Below are 18,178 nucleotides of genomic sequence, written 5' to 3'. Positions count from 1 at the left end.
GACGAAATCGGTGAAGCCTCCGTGCGAGGACGGCGACGAAATCGGTGAAGCCTCCGTGCGAGGACGGCGACGAAAGGGTGAGGATGTGGCCAGCCGGATCGCGGTTCGCTCAGACGGCGCTCGCCGACGGCGCGTCGATTTCCGCGTTGAACACGTCGACGCCCGTCTCGGGGTCGAACAGGTGGACGCTCGATTCCTCGAACGCGATCGCGACCGTCTCGCCGGGCTCCGGCGAGACGTCGGAGTCGACGCGGGCGATGAAATCGTCGGCGACGTCGAGGTGCAGGTAGTTGTCCGAGCCCACCGGCTCGATGACCTCCACGGTACCCGTGATCGCGTTCGGCCCGGGCCCGTCGAGTACGGAGACGTTCTCCGGCCGGACGCCCAGCGTGTACCGGTCCGCGCGGAGATGCCTCGCGCTCCCAGTGACGTACGACGGCGAGAGGTCGAACGTGAATTCGCCCCGCGGGCCGGTGAGTCGGAGTCCCTCCCCGGGGGTACTCACGTCGACCTCGACGAAGTTCATCGACGGCGAGCCGACGAACCCGGCCACGAAGCGGTTAACGGGGTTCGCGTACACTTCCGTGGGCGATCCGACCTGCTGGAGGACGCCGCCCTCCAGGATAACCATTCGATCGCCCATCGTCATCGCCTCCTCCTGGTCGTGGGTGACGTAGACGGCCGTGATCCCGAGTTCGTCCTGCAGGCGCTGGATCTCGGCGCGCATCGTCGTGCGGAGCTTCGCGTCCAGGTTCGACAGCGGCTCGTCGAAGAGGAAGACGTCCGGCTCGCGGACGATCGCGCGCCCGAGCGCGACGCGCTGTTTTTGCCCGCCCGAGAGCTGGTCCGGCTTGTCTTCGAGGAGCTCCTCGATGTCCATCATCTCGGCCGCCTCGACGACGCGACGCTCGCGCTCGCCTTTGCCCATGTTCGTGCTCATGCGGAGCCCGAACTCCATGTTCTCGAAGACCGTCTTGTGCGGGTACAGCGCGTAGTTCTGGAAGACCATCGCGACGTCCCGGTTCTTCGCGTGCACGTTCGTGACGTCCTCTCCTCCGATGGCGATCGACCCGTCGGTCGGCTCCTCGAGTCCCGCCAGCATTCTGAGCGTCGTCGTCTTCCCGCAACCGGACGGGCCGACGACGGTGACGAACTCGCCGTCGGCCACGGTCAGCGAGAGGTCGTCCACCGCCACCACCGATCCCCTGTCGTACTCTTTCCGAAGATTGTCAACTCGAAGCTCGGCCATTTGTGTGTCCTGCGTCGAAAGTACACATAATTCTTTCCCCAGATATCGAATCTGGGAGGCATTATTTCGTCATCGATTTTGGGGCCTGGCTCGAGGCCCGAACGGTCGAACCGAATATTCCGAGCGTGAGTCCCGAAATCGCCCAAAACGTTCCGAGCGTGAGTCCCGAAATCGCCCAAAACGTTGAGGTCGAACGAACGCAAATCCGCGGAAGACGGAACGCCACCCAAACGACTAAATAGGTGAAGTTATTATTCATCACATATTCACTATGCCAGTGGATCGACGACAACTGCTCAAAGGTGCGGGTGGAATCGCAGCGGCAACCACGTTCGCGGGCTGTCTCGGACGCATCTTGGGCGGTGGAGACGAGGGCGCGCGTCTCTGGCACGACACGAGCAGCGCCGAGGAGGAGGACCTCGAGCGGTTCATCGAGCAGTTCGCGGAGGAGACGGGCCACGAGCTCCTCGACGAGTCCGTCGGCGACATGCACGAACAGATCGAAACGGCGACGCCAGCCGGTGACGCGCCCCACACCTGGGCATGGGCGCACGACTGGGTCGGACGGTTCGCCGTCCGCGACGATCCGGAGATCCTCTACGACGGGAGCGACGACATCTCCGTCGACCTCGACACGTACAGCGGCGCGGCGCAAGAAGCGATTACCTGGGAAGGCGGCGTGTACGGTCTCCCGTTCGGTTCGGAGACCGTAACCCTCTTTTACAACCGGGAACTGGTGGACGAGCCGCCGGAAACGGTCGCCGAGATGGAGGAGATCATGGAAGAACACCACGACCCGGAGGCCGGAACGTACGGCCTCTCGTACAACATCGACTCCTACTTCTGTAGCGCGTGGCTGCACGCGTTCGGCGGCTACCTCTACGATGCCGAGGCCGACGAGCTCGGTCACGAACTGGACGAGACCGTCCAGGGACTCGAAGTCTTGGACGAAATCTTCTGGGAGTACATCCCGGAGGATCCCGAATACGAGGCCCAGACTACGGTGTTCAACGACGGGAACGCCCCGTTCGCGATCAACGGCCCGTGGGAACTCGGCGGATTCCGGGAGAATCTCGACGTGGGCGTCGCGACCCTCCCGACGATCGAGGGCAACGAGCCGAACCCGTACACCGGCGTGCAGATGTGGTACTTCGGTTCGGAACTCTCCGACGCCTCGGAGGAAGAATTCGAAGCCATCCTCGATTGGACGGAGTGGTACACGACGACCGAAGAGGTCGTCACCACGAACGCCGATCGACACGGAATGATTCCGGTCCACGTCGACCACGCGGAAGCGGACGACATCGACCCCGCGGTGCAGATGTTCGCCGAGACCGTCGACATGGGGACGCCGATGCCGGCCCACCCGAAGATGGACGACGTCTGGGAGCCGACGGAGGACGCGCTGATCAACGTGTTCAACGGGGACCAGGATCCGCGCGAGGCGCTCGAGGATGCGGCCGAGAGGATCAGGGACGCCTGGGCCTGAGCCGCAACCATGTCCTACCCACGTACCGCGAGCGAGATCACGGAAGCCCTGTCCGGCACGCCGTTCACCCGACGAGACTGGGGTCTGTTGCTCGTGGTTCCCGGCATCGTGCTCTTCGCTTCCTTCATGCTGTACCCCATCTTCTACCTCTTCTACATATCGCTGACGGACGCGACTCACGCGGGGACGGTCATCGGCGGCGGATCGGAGCTCGTCGGGTTGGACAACTACGTCCGACTGCTCTCGGACACCCAGTTCTGGACGTCGATGGGCATCACGTGGTTGTTCGTAGCGGTTTCGCTCGTCCTCAAAGTGGCCGTCGCCATCGGCGTCGCGCTCGTGTTGAACCACTCGCGCGTCTGGGGCAAGCGGCACATGCGCGCGCTCGTTATCATCCCGCTGGGATTCCCGACGATCTTCACGATCACGGTCTGGCGGGGGATGTTCTCGAGCGCTCGCTTCGGCGTCTTGAACGAATTCCTGCTGACCTACTACAACGGGTTCGTGAGATCGGTCGCCGGAGCGTTCGACGCGGCAGCCTTCTGGACCACGGTCACGGCACCCGAGATCCTGCTGGTCAGCGGGCCGATCCCGTGGCTGGGGGGCCGGTGGGAGGCGTTCTTCGCGTACGTGGTGACCGAAGTCTGGCTCGCGTACCCGTTCATGGTGCTCATCATCGTGAGCGCCCTGCAGGACGTCCCCCGGGAACTGCACGACGCGGCGAAGGTCGACGGCGCGGGCTACTTCCACCGGTTCGTCAACGTGACGCTGCCGGCGATCAGGCGACCGGTGCTGTTCGCGGCCATCCTCACCGCGGCGGCGTCGTTCCAGCAGTTCCTGATTCCGTGGATCTTCAATCGGGGCGGTCCGGCGAGACAGAACGAGCTGATCCTCGTCTACGGCTTCCGAGAGGCGATATCGTTCCAGGAGTACGGCGTCGCGTCCGCCATCATGATCACCGCGATCATCTTCATCGGGGCCTTCATGTGGGTCGCGGTGAAGTACGGTGACCTCGCCGAGGGGGTGAGCAAGGAATGAAGGGCCTGCTGCGTTCGATCGGGAAGAAGGTGCGCTCGGACCTTCGGGCGGCGATCACGGCCCCCTACCGCGCCTACCTGACGGTACGGTACGCGATCGAGGACGTCCGCGACGGGGACCGAACCGCAACCGACGTGGCCAAGAGCGCGGGGGCGACGGTCGGCGCCGTGTTCATGGTGATCCTGCTGTTGTTCCCGCTGTACTGGATCCTGGCCGCTTCGCTGGCCGCCGACGCGCGGCTCATGTCGAGCGAGGGCATCTTCCCGAGTCGATCGGAGTTCGGGTTCGGCGCGTACCGCTGGGTGCTCACCGACTCGGACTTCTTTTACGCGCTCGGCAACAGCCTCATCGTCGTCACGGTCACCATCACCGTCGGGTTCGCGATGATCGTGCCGGGCGCGTACGCGCTCTCCCGCAGGCAGTTCGTCGGGCGGAAGAAGATCCTCTACGGGTACGTCCTGTTCACGCAGGTCGGCGCGGGGCTTGGCATCGCGGCGCTGATCGCCCTGTACGCCATCTTCTCGAACTTCGGACTCACGAACAACCTCGTCGTGCTCGGCGTGTTCTACGCCGCGGGCGCGGTGCCGTTCAACACCTGGCTGCTCAAGACCTACATGGACAACATCCCGGTCTCCTACGAGGAAGCCGCCGTGGTCGACGGCGCCGGACTCTGGGACACGCTCCGGGAGATCATCATCCCGCTCTCGAAGCCCGGGCTCGCGGTCGTCCTGATCTTCCTCTGGCTGGCGGGCTGGAACGAGTTCATCATCGCGCAGACGATGCTGCGGCCGGAGAACTACACGCTCTCCGTCGAACTCTACCAACTCGCGACGGCCGGTCGATACGAGACGCCGTGGACCGAGTTCGCGGCGTTCGCGATCCTGTTCGCGGCGCCGGTCGCTATCATCTACTTCCTCGCCCAGCGGTACGTCGAGAGCGGCCTGTCCTTCGGCGGGATGGAAGGATAGGCTCGCTCACCGCCGAGCGCGTTTCGATCGGCTCGCGAACGCCGCGCCTGGGCCGATAATCCGACCGTTCGACGGAGCGCAAGCGTCCGACCGTCAGCGCGTCGGATCGTCCGGCCGGTAGGACCCGAGCCCAGTGCGCGCCCTACCGGGTATCCAGGCCGCGTCGCTGGGACCCCGCTCGACGTTCGACGCGGTCCGAAGAGGGTGACCGGTGGGCGCTCGGCCGCCGGCTCCAGGCGGCCGACTCAGCGCCAGATCCCGGCCGACGTCGGCGGAAGCTCCACCGTCCCGTCGGTCGGCGGGCGGACCTCGCCGTCGCCGACCCCCAGCAGTAGTTCGCGGTCGCCGGCCTCGTCGGCCGGGAGCTCGACCGCCACCGGCTCCCGCCCGCGGTTGAGTGTGACGACGACGTCCTCGCCCTCCGGGAGGACGCGCCGGTAGACGAGTCTATCCCCGTCGCACTGCTCGCGATCGAAGCGCAGGCGGCCGCGCCGGAGCGCGCGCTCGTCAGTCCGGAGGTCGATCAGATCGCGCACGAACCCTCGCAGCTCGCGGTCCTGTTCGTCGCGGTCCCAGATCATCGGACGCCTGCAGTCGGGATCTTCGCCGCCCTCCATGCCGACCTCGTCCCCGTAGTAGAGACACGGCGTCCCGCGGTAGGTCAGCAGCAGCGTCAGCGCCAGGCGGAACGCGGCCGCGTCGCCGTCGAGCCGTGTCAACAGCCGCGGCGTGTCGTGGCTGCCCAGCAGGTTGAACAGCACCCGATTGACCTGCTCGGGGTAGCGCACGAGCTGGCCGCCGACGCGGTCGGCGAAGCCGGTCGCGTCGATCGACTTCTCGGTGAGAAAGGCGTGGACGGCATCCGTGAACGGGTAGTTCATCACGGCGTCGAACTGGTCGCCCTGCAGCCACGGCCGCGAGTCGTGCCAGATCTCCCCGAGGATGTACGCCTCGGGTTTGGTCGCCTTCACCTCCCGGCGCAGCTCGCGCCAGAACTCGTGGTCGACCTCGTTGGCCACGTCCAGGCGCCACCCGTCGACGTCGAACTCCTCGATCCAGTACGCGGCCACCTCGAGGAGGTACTCCTCGACCTCCGGGTTCGCGGTGTTCAGCTTCGGCATGTACGCCTCGAAGGCGAAGGCGTCGTAGTTCGGCCGCGGCTCGAACTCGATCGGGAACTCGCGGACGTGGAACCAGTCCGCGTACGGGGAGTCGGCGCCGTTGTCCACGACGTCCTGGAAGGGCTCGAAGGAGCGACCGCAGTGGTTGAAGACGGCGTCGAGCATCACCCGGATCCCCCGGTCGTGGGCGCTCTCGACCAGCTCCCGGAGCGCCTCCTCGTCGCCGAAGTGGGGGTCGATTCGCTTGTAGTCGGTCGTGTTGTACTTGTGGTTCGACGGCGACTCGAAGATCGGCGTCAGGTACAGCGCCGTCACGCCCAGCTCCTCGAGGTAGTCGAGCTTCTCGACGATCCCCCGGAGATCGCCCCCGAAGAAGTTATCCCGGGTCGGCGTCCCGCCCCACTCCTCGACGTCGTCCGGATCGCGCGCCGGATCGCCCTTCGCGAACCGCTCGGGGAAGATCTGGTAGAAGACGGCGTCGGCGACCCACTCCGGCGTCTCCGGGACGTCGACGGGGTGGACGTACGGGTACTCGAAGTACCCGCGGGGGTAGTCCGTCCCGGCGGTCGGTAACTCGGTCTCGGATCGCGACTCGAAGCCCTCCTCCGTCCACCACAGGCCCTCGTCGTCGTCCTCGAGCAGGAACGCGTAACACAGCCTGCGGTACTCGGGTTCGACCGCGACCTGCCAGTAGTCGAAGCGCTCGTCGGCGTGCACGCGCCGCATCGGGGCGAACTCCTTGCTGGCCGGCCAGTCGTACTTGTCCCCGTGGAGCAGCCGGCAGCGGCCGACGTCGTCGCGTTTCGTCCGCAGCCTGACGTGGACGGTCGATTCGTCGAGCGCGTACGCGTACTCGCTCTTCGGTCGGTGGTGAACGGCTTCTCGGCTGATGGTCATTGACGTCTCCTGTGGTGGGTTCGCGGTCTCTCCGGCTCGCGGTCCGTCCGGAGTCGATCCGTCCGGACCGGCGTGTCGGTTCGGTCGTCGAGAACGAATGTGAACTCGACGGTGAATTCTCTTTTGGACGACGGGCGACGGCACCGCCGGCCGAGCCGGGCGCTCACTCCTCGTCGAAGAGCTCCTCGCCCTCGACCATGTGCGCCGCGACGGCGTCCAAATCGAGCGTTACGCCGAGTCCCGGCTCCTCGGGAATCTCGATGTAGCCGTCCCGGATGACCGGTTCCTCGACGAGGTCCGCCCACCAGCCGAGCTCGTAGGAGTGGTACTCGACGGCCAGCGCGTTCGGGATGGCCGCGCCGACGTGCGCGCTCGCCACGGTGGCGACCGGCGAGGAGACGTTGTGCATCGCGACGGGCATGTAGTACATGTCTGCCTTGTCGGCGATCTTCGCCGTCTCGCGCATGCCGCCCACCTTGGGCATGTCCGGCGCGATGATGTCGACCGCCTGGTTCTCGATGAGGCGACGCTGGCCGTGCTTGCGGTAGACGTTCTCGCCGGCGGCGATCGGCGTGGTCGTCGACTGCGTGACTTCGCGCTGCACGTCGTGGTTCTCCGGCGGAACCGGATCCTCCAGCCACCAGACGTCGTACGGTTCGAGGGCCTTCGCGAGCCGCTTCGCGCTGCCCCCGGAGAACGACCAGTGACAGTCGAAAGCGACGTCCGCGCGGGAGCCGACCGCGTCCGTGACGGCCTCGACGATGCTCACTTTGTGGTCGATCTCCGGCTCGCGCAGGTGGCGATTCGCGCGGTCTTTCTCGTGGCCCGAGGGGACGTCCAGGTCGAACTTCAGGGCGTCGTAGCCCAGTTCTTCCACGACGCGTTCTGCCTCCTCGGCGCAGGCGATCGGGTCCGCCTCCTCCTCGGTGTGGCAGTCACAGTAGACGCGAACCTCGTCGCGGTACTTCCCGCCCATCAACTGGTAGGCCGGGAGGTCGAGAATCTTGCCCGCCAGATCGTGCAGCGCGACCTCGATCCCCGAGACGGCGGTGACCGTCACGCCGCCGATCGAGCCCTCACCGGACATCTTCTGGGTCAGGTGCTCGGTGAGTCGATCGACGTCCAGCGGGTTCTCCCCTCGCAGGAACGGCGTCATTCGCTCGATCAGTTCGGGCGCCCCTGCGCCCCAGTAGGCCTCGCCGGTACCGACGATTCCGGCGTCGGTGTAGATCCGCACGAGCGTCCACGGGAAGTTCCCGTCCACCATCGTCGTCTGGACGTCCGTGATCTCGACGTCGCGTCCCCCGCCGCGCTCCCGGGTGACGTTCATCGTCTCGGCGGAGAGATCGCGCATCGTGTACTCCGCGTTCGGATCGTGTAACTCCGCGTAGTCGACTCCCATGACCCAATTAATTACTCGTACGGTAGTAACGTTTATTCTTCACTGCCGACCGGTCCGGTCGCCGACGGTTCGCCGGAGCGACGAGCTCGAAACCGATCGCCACCGTGGCGGCCCGAGTCGGCCGGAACCGCTCGACACCGTGGCCGACCTGACCGGCCGGAACCGATCGACACCGTGGCCGACCCAACCGATCGGAATCGATCGACACCGTGGCCGACCCAACCGGCCGGAACCGATCGACGCGCGTACGACCGTCGGACGTCGTCGCCGCGGGCTACTCCTTCTGCCCGACGCTGATGACCTGCAACAGCGAGTAGACCGGCACGCCGTCGAGCTCTTCGACGCCCTGTTTGTCGGCGAGCACGACGCAAGCCAGCGGCTCGCCCCCGTCCGCGCGAATCGCCTCGATGGTCTCTCGCATCGTCGTTCCGCTCGTGATCGTGTCGTCGACGACGTAGCACTCGCGGTCGCGGATGCCCGCGAAGTTTCGGCTGAACGTGCCGCCGAGCTCCTCGATGTCGCCTTCCTCCCACTGGTGTTTCGCGGGGGTGTACGTCGCGAGATCGGTCTCGAGTTCGCGGGCGATCAGGGCGGCGATCGGCCCGCCGGCCTTCTCGATGCCGACGGTGAGGTCGACGCCTTCGCCGTGTTTCGCGAGCATGTCGGCCATCGCCTCCGCGATCGCGCCCATCCGTTTCGAGTCCCGACCGATGGCGGACCAGTCGACGTGGATGTCCTGAGGGCCGCCGGTCGGCGCCGAGACGTCGGTCGGCTCCGCGGCGGCGTCGCTGCGTTCGACGAGCCAGCTGGCCGTGTCCCGGGAGACGTTCAGTTCGTCCGCGATCTCGCCCTTCGAGAGACCGCGACTCGCGAGCTCGGCCGCGCTCTCGATGAGGTCGTCGACGTTCTTCATGTATCGGCGAATTCGACCGCCGTTTTAATAGTCGTGTCGTCGTCCGCAAACGCTCGCTCGGCGTCCTCGAGGTCGAAGACCCCCGTGACGAGGGCGTCGACGAACGTCTCCGGGAGTTCGGCGAGCGTCCCGACGGCGGTTTCGAAGTGCCGGCGGTTCGAGTTGACGCTGCCGACGAGCGCCTTGTTCGAGAGCACCAGCTCCCGGTGGAGGCGGCCGCCCTCGACGTCGAACGACCAGTCGTCGGGGACGCCGAGCAGGGCGGCGACCCCGTTGGGCGCGAGCGCGTCGATCGCCTCGAAGGCGTGGCGCGCGTACCCCGTCGCCTCGTAGATCAGGTCCGCGGGCTCGTGAACCGCCGGAATTTCGGGGACCGGTGTCTCCCGGGAGTCGACGTACGTCGAGCCCAGCGACTCGACGAGATCGATCGAGGGATCCGGCCGATCGCGCCGCCCCAGGCAGTAGGTGCGGTCGTAGTCGTAGACGGTTTCGAGCATCGCCAGGGTCAACAGACCGAGGCTCCCGTTCCCGAGCACGAGCGCCGACTCCGGCGCCCACTCGAACGCCGACCGGGCGGCGTAGGCGTGCTCGATCGCCTTCTCGGTGATGCTGATCGGCTCCACCAGGAAGCCGAGCGACGCGAGTTCCTCGGGGATCTCGACGAGGTACTCCGGCGCGCTCGTGAAGTACTCCGCCATGAACCCGTCCGCGCCCACGATGCCGCGCTCGACGTAGGTGCCCTCGGGCGCCATGTCCGCCTCGCCGCGCTCGAAGTGGCTCGTCGCTTCGGCGGCCGGCCGGCGAACGGTCGGGACGACGACGGCCCCTTCCGCGAGATCCGTCCCGTTCGCGTCCTCGACGACCCCGACCGCCTCGTGACCCAGCACCATCGACGTCCGACCCGCCGGCGGTTCGCCGTGAACCCCCGCGACGACCTCGTGATCGGTTCCGTCCACGCCGACCCGGAGCGTCCGAACCAGCACCTCGCCCGGTCCCGGATCGGGCCTGGGACGCTCCTCGATGACGGGATCGCCCGCCCCCGGCTCGACTGCGATGACCTTCATGGGTCTCCGACGTCAGGGAGGGATAAAAATTTATTCATATCCGTGTAAACTGTCAGAGTGGGCGTCCCGTCGGCTCACGCGTTCGCGCGTCCACGGACGACTCAAAACCGGCCCGTCAAAACCCGTACCGGACGAGATGAATTGCGCGTGAAAAATTGAATCCCGATCGGGTCGGTGGACCGCCAGTTCGTCGAATCGACCGTTCCGGAACCGCGTACGCATCTCAGATCGAGATCGAACGGGCCCCGATCGGCGCTGTGCACCCCGAAGAGCGTCGGAAGCACTATGAAACAAACACCGGACCCGATCAGACCGAATTCGATTTGTCGAAATCGGTTCGCTCCATCACCGCTAAAATAATAAACCAACTTGCAATGTGCTTTGGGAGTCGGTGTGGCGTGGCTCGGGTCCCGACGCGATGTACCGCTGATCGGCGCTCGGTAGATGGGTGCCAACCGATATTCGTCCGAGAGACGTCGCTACATGCGCTCCGTTTGCAGTTCAAAATCCGAGATCGATCACCGATTGCGAGTGGCGACGGAAACCACGCGTCGAAACGACGGCAGCGCGGTTCACTCGTCCACGTGGTGTCGATTGGGGGCCGACACCCCGACGCGGCCGACTGCGCCACGGCGCCTCAAAACGACCCCGGCGATCAGCCGGAACTCGGATGCTGACGTCGCCGGGCTCGAATGCCACCAGGTCAGGACTGATCCGACGATCGGTGCTCGGCGTCCGGACGGGCTGTCCGGACGGTTTCGATGGCGGCCGGTGCGAGCGTCGCGACGACGTTGCCGGCCAGCGCCTCCACGGCCGCTCGCTGGCGGTCGGTCACGTCGCCGGTCGCGTCCAGACGACCGAGCGCGGTCGTGACCGCCTCGCGCTCGATCTCGGAGACGCGGCGCTCGTCGGTGTCTGCGGACCGTCGATCACGGGTGCGTAGTGACGTCGCGGTGCGGTCGGCCGCCATCGGTCGGGACTTTCGTCGGATCCGACCAGTAGTTCACGGCGAACACGTTCGCGAGCTCCGCCGCGGCGAGCCGTCCTCTCACAGCGGCCTACCGCCAGGGGAAGGTGCCGGGCGAAGCGAGCCGGTCGCTCGCGATCCGGTCGCGTTTACGAACGGATGCGGTGACGCGCAGGCCGACGTCCCCGGCGATCCAGTCGCGTCTGCGAGCGGATGTGGCGGGGCGCAAGCCGACGTCGCTCGGGGGCCGGCCGACAGTCGACGAAACGGTGCCGGTAACCCGAAGGTCGGATCACTCGCGTTCGAACCGCACGTCTTCGATAGCGCGGAGCGGTGACGCGACGGTCGCCGTCACTCCAGAACGACCAGCGTGTCGCCCATGTCGACGCTCTCGCCTTCGCTGATGGGAATCTCGCTCACCGTCCCGCCCGCCGAAGCGACGATGTCGTTTTCCATCTTCATCGCCTCGAGGACCACCACGACGTCGCCGGGAGAGACCTCGTCGCCTTCCGCGACTTCGATCGAGAGGATCGTCCCCTGCATCTCGGCGGTGACCGACTCGCCGTCGCCGGCGGCCGCCGCGGCGGCGTCGTCGGGTTCGTCGGCCGCGGAGCGGTGTTGCGGGCCGGACGACCCGGACGCCGAAGCGCCCTGGCCCGTCGGGATGGCGGGCGCGCCCCGTTCTTCGAGTTCGACCTCGAAGCGCTTGCCGTTGACCTCGACGGTGAACTCCCGCTCGACGACCTCCTCGTCGTCCGCGGCGGTCGCGGCCCCGTCGGCTGGGCCCCACTGGTCCTGGGCCTGTTCGATCCGACTCCTGTCCAGCTCCTCGTCGAGGTACTTCGTCGTGTGGGTCCCCTCGACGAATCGCTCGTCGGAGAGCATCAGCCGGTGGAACGGAATGATCGTCGTGATGCCCTCGATCTCGTACTCCCGGAGCGCCCGGAGCGACCGTTCGATGCACTCCTCGCGATCCTCGCCCCAGACGATCAGCTTCGCGATCATCGAGTCGTAGTCGGTGACGAGTTCGTCGCCCTGGCGCAGCGCGTCGTCGAGTCTGACGCCGAGTCCGCCGGGCGGGTCGTACGTGGTCAGCTTCCCGCCGGTCGCGGGCTGGAAGTCCTTCGCCGCGTTCTCGGCGTTGATCCGGAACTCCATCGCGTGGCCGTCGATCTCGACGTCGTCCTGTGCGAAGTCCAGTTCCTCGCCGGCGGCGACCCGGATCTGGCGCTTGACGATATCCAGACCGGTGATCTCCTCGGTGACGCAGTGCTCGACCTGGATCCGCGTGTTCACCTCGAGGAAGTAGAAGTTCGCGTCCGGGTCGAGGAGACCGTCCCGATCGAGGTCCTCCTCGACGAGGAACTCGACGGTTCCAGCGTTGGTGTAGTCGGCCGCCGCGACGCCGCGGCGAGCGGCTTCGCCGATCTTCTCCCGGAGCTCGTCGGTCAGCGCCGGCGACGGTCCCTCCTCGATGACCTTCTGGTGTCGGCGCTGTAGCGAACAGTCCCGCTCGCCGAGGTGGCGGACGTTGCCGTGCTCGTCGGCGACGATCTGGACCTCGATGTGGCGCGGGTTCTCCAGGTACCGCTCGAGGTAGACCGAGTCGTTGTCGAAGTAGGCCTCACCTTCCCGCCGGGCGCTCTCGAGTTGCGCTTCGACTTCGCTCTCGGCCTCGACGACCTTCATCCCGCGTCCGCCGCCGCCCCCTTCGGCCTTGATCGCGACCGGGTAGCCGTGCTCGTCGGCGAAGTCGGTGATCTCCTCGGGTTCGGTCACGGGGTCCGTCGTCCCCGGGACGATCGGGACGTCCGCCTCGGCCATGATCTTCCGGGCCTTCGTCTTCTCTCCCAGCGACTCCATGGCGTCGCTCGACGGGCCGATCCAGGTGATTCCCTCGGCCTCCTCGACGTTCCGGGCGAAGGACGCGTTCTCCGCGAGGAAGCCGTACCCCGGATGAATCGCGTCCGCGTCGGCCTTTCGGGCGGCCTCGATGACGGCGTCGTGATCGAGGTACGAGTCGGCCGCACGCGCCGGTCCCACGTTGTACGCCTCGTCGGCGTGGCGGACGTGACCCGAGTTCTTGTCGGCGTCCGAGTACACGGCGACGGTCCCGACGTTCAACTCCTCGCACGCCCGCACCACGCGGACGGCGATCTCTCCGCGGTTCGCCACGAGAACCTTCCGGAACATTCCTGGTGTAAGCGTCAGCGAGGGGCTACCTTACTTTTTCGCAACCGGTGCCGTCAACCCGAGCGTCGGGGCGCATTGACGGAGCGGCGAGCGCGCAGGGTCGGGTCGGTCGCGACGTGCGGACCGTCCGCCCTCAGAACCGGTCCGTCCGTCCGGCGGCCGTCCACCCCTCAGAACCGGTCCGTCCGTCCGGCGGCCGTCCACCCCTCAGAACCGGTCCGTCCGTCCGGCGGCCGTCCACCCCTCAGAACCGGTCCGTCCGCCCGGCGGCCGTCCACGGATCGGTCGGCGCGGTCGTCGGCACTCGCGCGAACCGTCGTTGCTGGGCGCGGACCCGACCGGCGAACGTCCAGCGGTTGCCTTCCCAGCGCTCTTCCGCCTCGGCCGCGGCCGCCGCGGCGGCGAGTTCTCGATCCCGAATGTGGGCGCCGATGGCGACGACGATGGCGGCCGCCTCCTCCTCGGTCGCGTCCTCGGGGACGAGGAGGGTGGCGTCGGCGGGAAGGAGTTCGTCAGGGACGTCGGCGCGCTCGCGATCGCCGGCGCTCCCGGCGCGCTCGGTCGCGACGCCGCCGTCGGGCTCGGGCGTCTCGTCCGTCCGGTCGCGATCTTCGCCCGCCATCTCAGAGCGGGATGTTGCCGTGTTTCTTGTCCGGATTGTCCTCGCGCTTCGTCTCCAGCATCTCGAGGTCGTCGATCAGTCGCGGTCGGGTTTCGGTCGGGAGGATGACGTCGTCGAGGAAGCCCTTGTCCGTCGCCGTGTAGGGGTTGGCGAACTCCTCTCGGTACTCCTCGATGAGCTCGTCGCGGAGTTCGTCCGGGTTCTCGGCCTCCGCGAGCTCCTTGCGATAGAGGATGTTCACGGCGCCCTGGGGACCCATGACGGCGATCTCCGCGGTCGGCCAGGCGTAGTTGATGTCCGCGCCGAGGTTCTTCGAGGCCATCACGCAGTAGGCGCCGCCGTAGGCCTTGCGGGTGACGACCGTCAGCAGCGGAACCGTCGCCTCGGCGTAGGCGTAGAGGAGCTTCGCGCCGTGGCGGATGATGCCGCGGTGCTCCTGGTCGGTGCCGGGCATGTAGCCTGGCACGTCGACGAACGTGACGATCGGGACGTTGAACGCGTCACAAAAGCGGACGAACCGCGAACCCTTCATCGACGCGTCGACGGTGAGGGTTCCGGCGTTGACCCGGGGCTGGTTGGCGACGATCCCGACGGAGCGACCGTCGAGGCGGGCGAAGCCGACGACGATGTTCTGGGCGAAGTTCTCGGCCACCTCGAAGTACGAGCCCTCGTCGACGACCGACCCGATGACGTCCGTCATGTCGTAGGGCTTCTGGGGACTCGGCGGAACGATGTCCTCGAGCGCATCGTCGCGGCGGTCGGGGTCGTCCCACGGATCGACCCGCGGCGGGTCCTCGACGTTGTTCGACGGCAAGTACGAGAGCAGCCGCTTGATGTCGTCGAGCGCCCGTTCCTCGGAGTCGCAGGCGAACTCCGCGACCCCGGTCTTGCCGGCGTGCGTCGACGCGCCGCCGAGCTCTTCGTGCGTGACGTCCTCGCCGGTGACGGTCTTGGTCACCCCGGGGCCCGTAATGTACATGTGGCTCGTCTCCCGGACCATGAAGATGAAGTCGGTGATGGACGGAGAGTAGACCGCGCCGCCCGCGCACGGCCCCATGATGGCCGAGATCTGTGGAATCACCCCGCTGGCCTCCTGGTTTCGTCGGAAGATCTCGGTGAAGCCGGCCAGCGACTTCACGCCCTCCTGAATGCGCGCACCGGCGGAGTCGTTGAGGCCGACGACCGGCGCGCCGACCTCCATCGCCTGGTCCATCACCTTGCAGACCTTCTCGGCGAACACCTCGCCGAGGGAGCCGCCGAAGACGGTGAAATCGTGGGCGAACACGAACACCGTCCGTCCGTCGACCTCGCCGTACCCCGTCACGACGCCGTCGCCCGGGATCTTGCGCTCTTCCATCCCGAACTGGTTGGTCTGGTGGGTGCGCAGCTGGTCGAACTCCGTGAACGTGCCGTCGTCGAGGAAGTAGTCGATCCGCTCGCGCGCGGTCATCTTCCCCTTCTCGTGCTGGCGCTCGATGCGCTCCTCGCCGCCGCCGACGAGCGCCTCCGCTCGCAACTCCTCCAGCTCCTCGATCCGCTCTTCCATCGTCATGGGTGCGCCCTCCCCTGGCGAGTCATAATCGGAACGAACGACTACCGCGCCAAAAAACGTTCTGCAACGAAGCAATTCTGCCCAACGGCGGTTGGCCGACGCACCGATCGAAGGGCGATCGCGAGCCGGTTTCCAGCCCACCTGGGCGGTCTCCGGTAACCGCACCAGCGTCACGAGTCGCCGCCCTCGCTTCACGAATCGCGGCGTCCACTCCGCGAGTTGCCGCGTCAACTACGCGAGTCACCTCGTCCGCTCCCGTCGAGCGCGAACGCGACTCGGAGCGCCCGCGCGAGTCGTCGATGGCTACCGCCTACATCCCGAGGAAGTCGGCGAAGTCGGTCGTCAGGAACGCCCAGTAGCCGGTGACCGCCAGGTACAGCGAGACGATCAGCACCACGATCACCGGGACGCGAACCATCCAGATCCAGACCTCGCCGAGCGCGCCGAGATCCCCGATCCCCTTTCGGAGTTCGTCGAGCGCCTGTTCGGCGTAGATCCAGCCGACGAGGATCATCAGCAGGATGCCGCCGGTGACCAGCAGGATCTCCGCGGCGAGGATGTCGTAGAGGTCGACCATGATCGGCTCGTTGTTGGCATCCGCGAAGAGGGCCACCGGCACGCCGAGCAGGAAGATTCCGCCGCCGATCGCCGTCGCGGCGGTCGATCGGTCGATACCGTACTCGTCGATCACGTTCGAGACGACGACCTCGAGGAGGCTGATCGCCGAGGAGAGCGCGGCGACCGCGAACATCCCGAAGAACAGGATGCCGATGATCGTCCCGCCCTGGATCTCGGCGAACGCGCCCGCGAGGGCGACGAAGATGGCGCCGGCGCCCGGATCAGCCGCGCCGATCCCGGCGGCGAACAGGATCGGGAAGACGATGAGCCCCGTCAGGAACGCGATCCCGGTGTCGAACGCGATGATCACCCCCGAGTCCTCCGCGAGGTTGCGATCTTCGCCGAGGTAGGAGGCGTAGGTGATCATCACGCCCATCCCGAGCGAGAGGGTGAAAAACGCCTGGCCGGCCGCGGCGGGGACGATCGACCGCCAGTCGTCCTGCAGCACTTCGACGTCCGGCGAGAGGTAGTAGGAGTAGGCTTCGCCGACCTCGGCCAGGGTCGCGGCGTAGATCGCCAGCCCGAGCATGATCGCGATGATCGCGGGCACCATCAGCTTGACCGCGAGCTCGATCCCGCGCTGGATGCCGAAGGCGACGATTCCGACGGTGATCGCCAGGAATGCGGCGTGGAACAGGACCGCGTCAAGTCCGGTCGCGATGTCGAGGAAGTACTCGCCCGGTTCGTCCATGTAGGCGCCGGTGAAGCTCCCGACGAAGTATCGGAGTACCCAACCGGCGACGACGCTGTAGTACGAGAGGATGACGAAGCCGATCAGGACGAACAGTGCGCCGACGTACTTCCACGCCCCACCGCCGACCTCGCGCAACGCTCCGATGGGGCTCAACGCCGTCCGACGGCCGACCGTGAACTCCACCAGCATCGCTGGCAGCCCGATGAGCAGGATGAAAAAGAAGTACATGAGCAGAAATGCCGAGCCCCCTTCCTGACCCACCTGGAACGGGAACCGCCAGATATTCCCGAGCCCGACGGCGCTACCGACGGCGGCCAGGATGAAGCCGAACCTGGTCGCCCACTGCTCGCGAACGATGTCGCCGGTCGCCATTGGTCGCTCGGTCCATCAGCACCGATAAGGTAAATAGGAGCGTACGATAGCGCAATTCGTCGTGGCTTCGACCGTCTCAGCACCGGAGTGATCGGTCGTTCCGACGCCGACCGCGCCGCGACCGGGGGATAAGGGCTCGAATATGATCTGTCGATACTATCGTTATAATATATATCCGGCCGTTCGAGTTTTTCGCATAAGTACTTTATAATAGACCGCAATAAGATATCCCATGGCACGGAAGCTACGCAGACGAAGGGTGCTCGGTGGAATCGGTGCGGCGGGTGCGCTGACGATGGCCGGCTGTCTCGGCGGCGACGACGCCGTCGGCGACGACGTTGACGACGACGCACCCGACGGACCTGGGACCGACCCGGACGAGCGGGACGTAATGCACGGCATTTTGCAACCGGAAACCGGCGACCTCGGCGAACTCGGGACGCCGATCGCGGACGCCGCGGAGCTCCCGGCCCGTCAACTGGCGGACGAGGGGAGTCCGGTCACCGTCGACGTCCAGCGCGAGGACAGTCAGACGGAGTCCGAGGCGGGAATCGCCCGGGCCGAGGACCTCGTGGCGGGCGGCTATCCGTCGTTCACCGGCGCCGCCGCTTCCGACGTGACGATCCCGGTGGCCCAGAGCGTCGCGATCCCCGAACAGGTCGTGATGATCTCGCCGGCGAGTACCGCACCCGAGATCACCGAGCTCGACGGCAATTACGTCCTTCGGACCGCGCCGAGCGACGCGCTGCAGGGCAACGTGATGGCCGAGGTCGCCTTCGAGGACGAAGGCTGGGAGACGGCGGCCGCGATGCACACGAACGACGCGTACGGCCAGGCCCTCGCCGGCGAGTTCACGAACGGCTTCGAGGAGCTCGGCGGCGAGGTCATCGAACAAGTTCCGTTCGAACCGGAACAGTCGTCGTACACGTCCGAACTCGAGAGCGCCCTCGGCGACGATCCCGACTTCCTCATGCTGGTGGCGTTCCCCGTCAGCGGCATCCAGATCTTCCGGGACTTCT

General features: G+C 66.6%; 14 protein-coding genes. 4 read left to right on the top strand and 10 right to left on the bottom strand.

What is annotated here, in order from left to right:
* Positions 1-109 precede the first annotated feature (109 nt).
* Complete coding sequence (locus QZT59_RS06390; RefSeq protein WP_290812981.1) at positions 110-1,249, bottom strand: ABC transporter ATP-binding protein; 1,140 nt, start codon at positions 1,247-1,249, stop codon at positions 110-112.
* 271 nt (positions 1,250-1,520) lie between these two features.
* Between QZT59_RS06390 and QZT59_RS06385 the strand changes: the two genes are divergently transcribed.
* The 3 genes from QZT59_RS06385 to QZT59_RS06375 are packed head-to-tail and all read left to right on the top strand — an operon-like array spanning position 1,521 to position 4,744.
* Entirely contained in the window at positions 1,521-2,738 is a 1,218-nt protein-coding gene (locus QZT59_RS06385) for a substrate-binding domain-containing protein (RefSeq protein ID WP_343195727.1), read from the top strand.
* A gap of 9 nt (positions 2,739-2,747) precedes the next feature.
* Positions 2,748-3,776, top strand: coding sequence for a carbohydrate ABC transporter permease (locus QZT59_RS06380; protein ID WP_290812975.1), 1,029 nt, complete (start codon positions 2,748-2,750; stop codon positions 3,774-3,776).
* Complete coding sequence (locus tag QZT59_RS06375) at positions 3,773-4,744, top strand: sugar ABC transporter permease (RefSeq protein WP_290812972.1); 972 nt, start codon at positions 3,773-3,775, stop codon at positions 4,742-4,744. The genes QZT59_RS06380 and QZT59_RS06375 overlap by 4 nt, the downstream gene beginning before the upstream one ends.
* Positions 4,745-4,989: 245 nt before the next feature.
* Here QZT59_RS06375 and QZT59_RS06370 read toward each other — a convergent pair whose 3' ends face one another.
* The 9 genes from QZT59_RS06370 to QZT59_RS06330 form a co-directional block, all read right to left on the bottom strand.
* The gene (locus QZT59_RS06370) at positions 4,990-6,762 is read right to left on the bottom strand and encodes a glycoside hydrolase family 13 protein (protein ID WP_290812969.1); all 1,773 of its coding nucleotides are present in this window, start codon (positions 6,760-6,762) and stop codon (positions 4,990-4,992) included.
* A 163-nt stretch (positions 6,763-6,925) separates the two neighbouring features.
* Positions 6,926-8,164, bottom strand: coding sequence for a mandelate racemase/muconate lactonizing enzyme family protein (locus QZT59_RS06365; protein ID WP_290812966.1), 1,239 nt, complete (start codon positions 8,162-8,164; stop codon positions 6,926-6,928).
* 274 nt (positions 8,165-8,438) lie between these two features.
* Positions 8,439-9,077 (bottom strand): transcriptional regulator GfcR, encoded by a 639-nt coding sequence (gene gfcR / locus QZT59_RS06360; protein ID WP_290812963.1) that lies wholly within the window; start codon positions 9,075-9,077, stop codon positions 8,439-8,441.
* Positions 9,074-10,141 (bottom strand): glucose 1-dehydrogenase, encoded by a 1,068-nt coding sequence (locus QZT59_RS06355; RefSeq protein WP_290812961.1) that lies wholly within the window; start codon positions 10,139-10,141, stop codon positions 9,074-9,076. The genes gfcR and QZT59_RS06355 overlap by 4 nt, the downstream gene beginning before the upstream one ends.
* Before the next feature lie 703 nt (positions 10,142-10,844).
* A complete protein-coding gene (locus QZT59_RS06350; RefSeq protein WP_290812957.1) occupies positions 10,845-11,111 on the bottom strand; it encodes a hypothetical protein in 267 nt (88 codons plus the stop codon).
* Positions 11,112-11,459: 348 nt separating this feature from the next.
* The gene (locus QZT59_RS06345; protein ID WP_290812955.1) at positions 11,460-13,301 is read right to left on the bottom strand and encodes an acetyl-CoA carboxylase biotin carboxylase subunit; all 1,842 of its coding nucleotides are present in this window, start codon (positions 13,299-13,301) and stop codon (positions 11,460-11,462) included.
* A gap of 244 nt (positions 13,302-13,545) precedes the next feature.
* Complete coding sequence (locus tag QZT59_RS06340; RefSeq protein ID WP_290812952.1) at positions 13,546-13,923, bottom strand: hypothetical protein; 378 nt, start codon at positions 13,921-13,923, stop codon at positions 13,546-13,548.
* Between the two features lies 1 nt (position 13,924).
* On the bottom strand, positions 13,925-15,469 hold the full coding sequence (locus QZT59_RS06335) for an acyl-CoA carboxylase subunit beta (protein ID WP_290812984.1): 1,545 nt from the start codon (positions 15,467-15,469) through the stop codon (positions 13,925-13,927).
* 316 nt (positions 15,470-15,785) lie between these two features.
* Positions 15,786-17,159, bottom strand: coding sequence for a sodium-dependent transporter (locus QZT59_RS06330; RefSeq protein ID WP_290812950.1), 1,374 nt, complete (start codon positions 17,157-17,159; stop codon positions 15,786-15,788).
* 232 nt (positions 17,160-17,391) lie between these two features.
* Between QZT59_RS06330 and QZT59_RS06325 the strand changes: the two genes are divergently transcribed.
* A partial coding sequence (locus QZT59_RS06325) for an ABC transporter substrate-binding protein (RefSeq protein ID WP_290812947.1) occupies positions 17,392-18,178 on the top strand: 787 nt, incomplete at its 3' end.

The sequence above is a fragment of the Halovivax sp. genome, assembly GCA_007119345.1.
Classification (GTDB): Archaea; Halobacteriota; Halobacteria; order Halobacteriales; family Natrialbaceae; genus Halovivax.
This window is presented reverse-complemented; position numbering and strand designations above follow the sequence as displayed.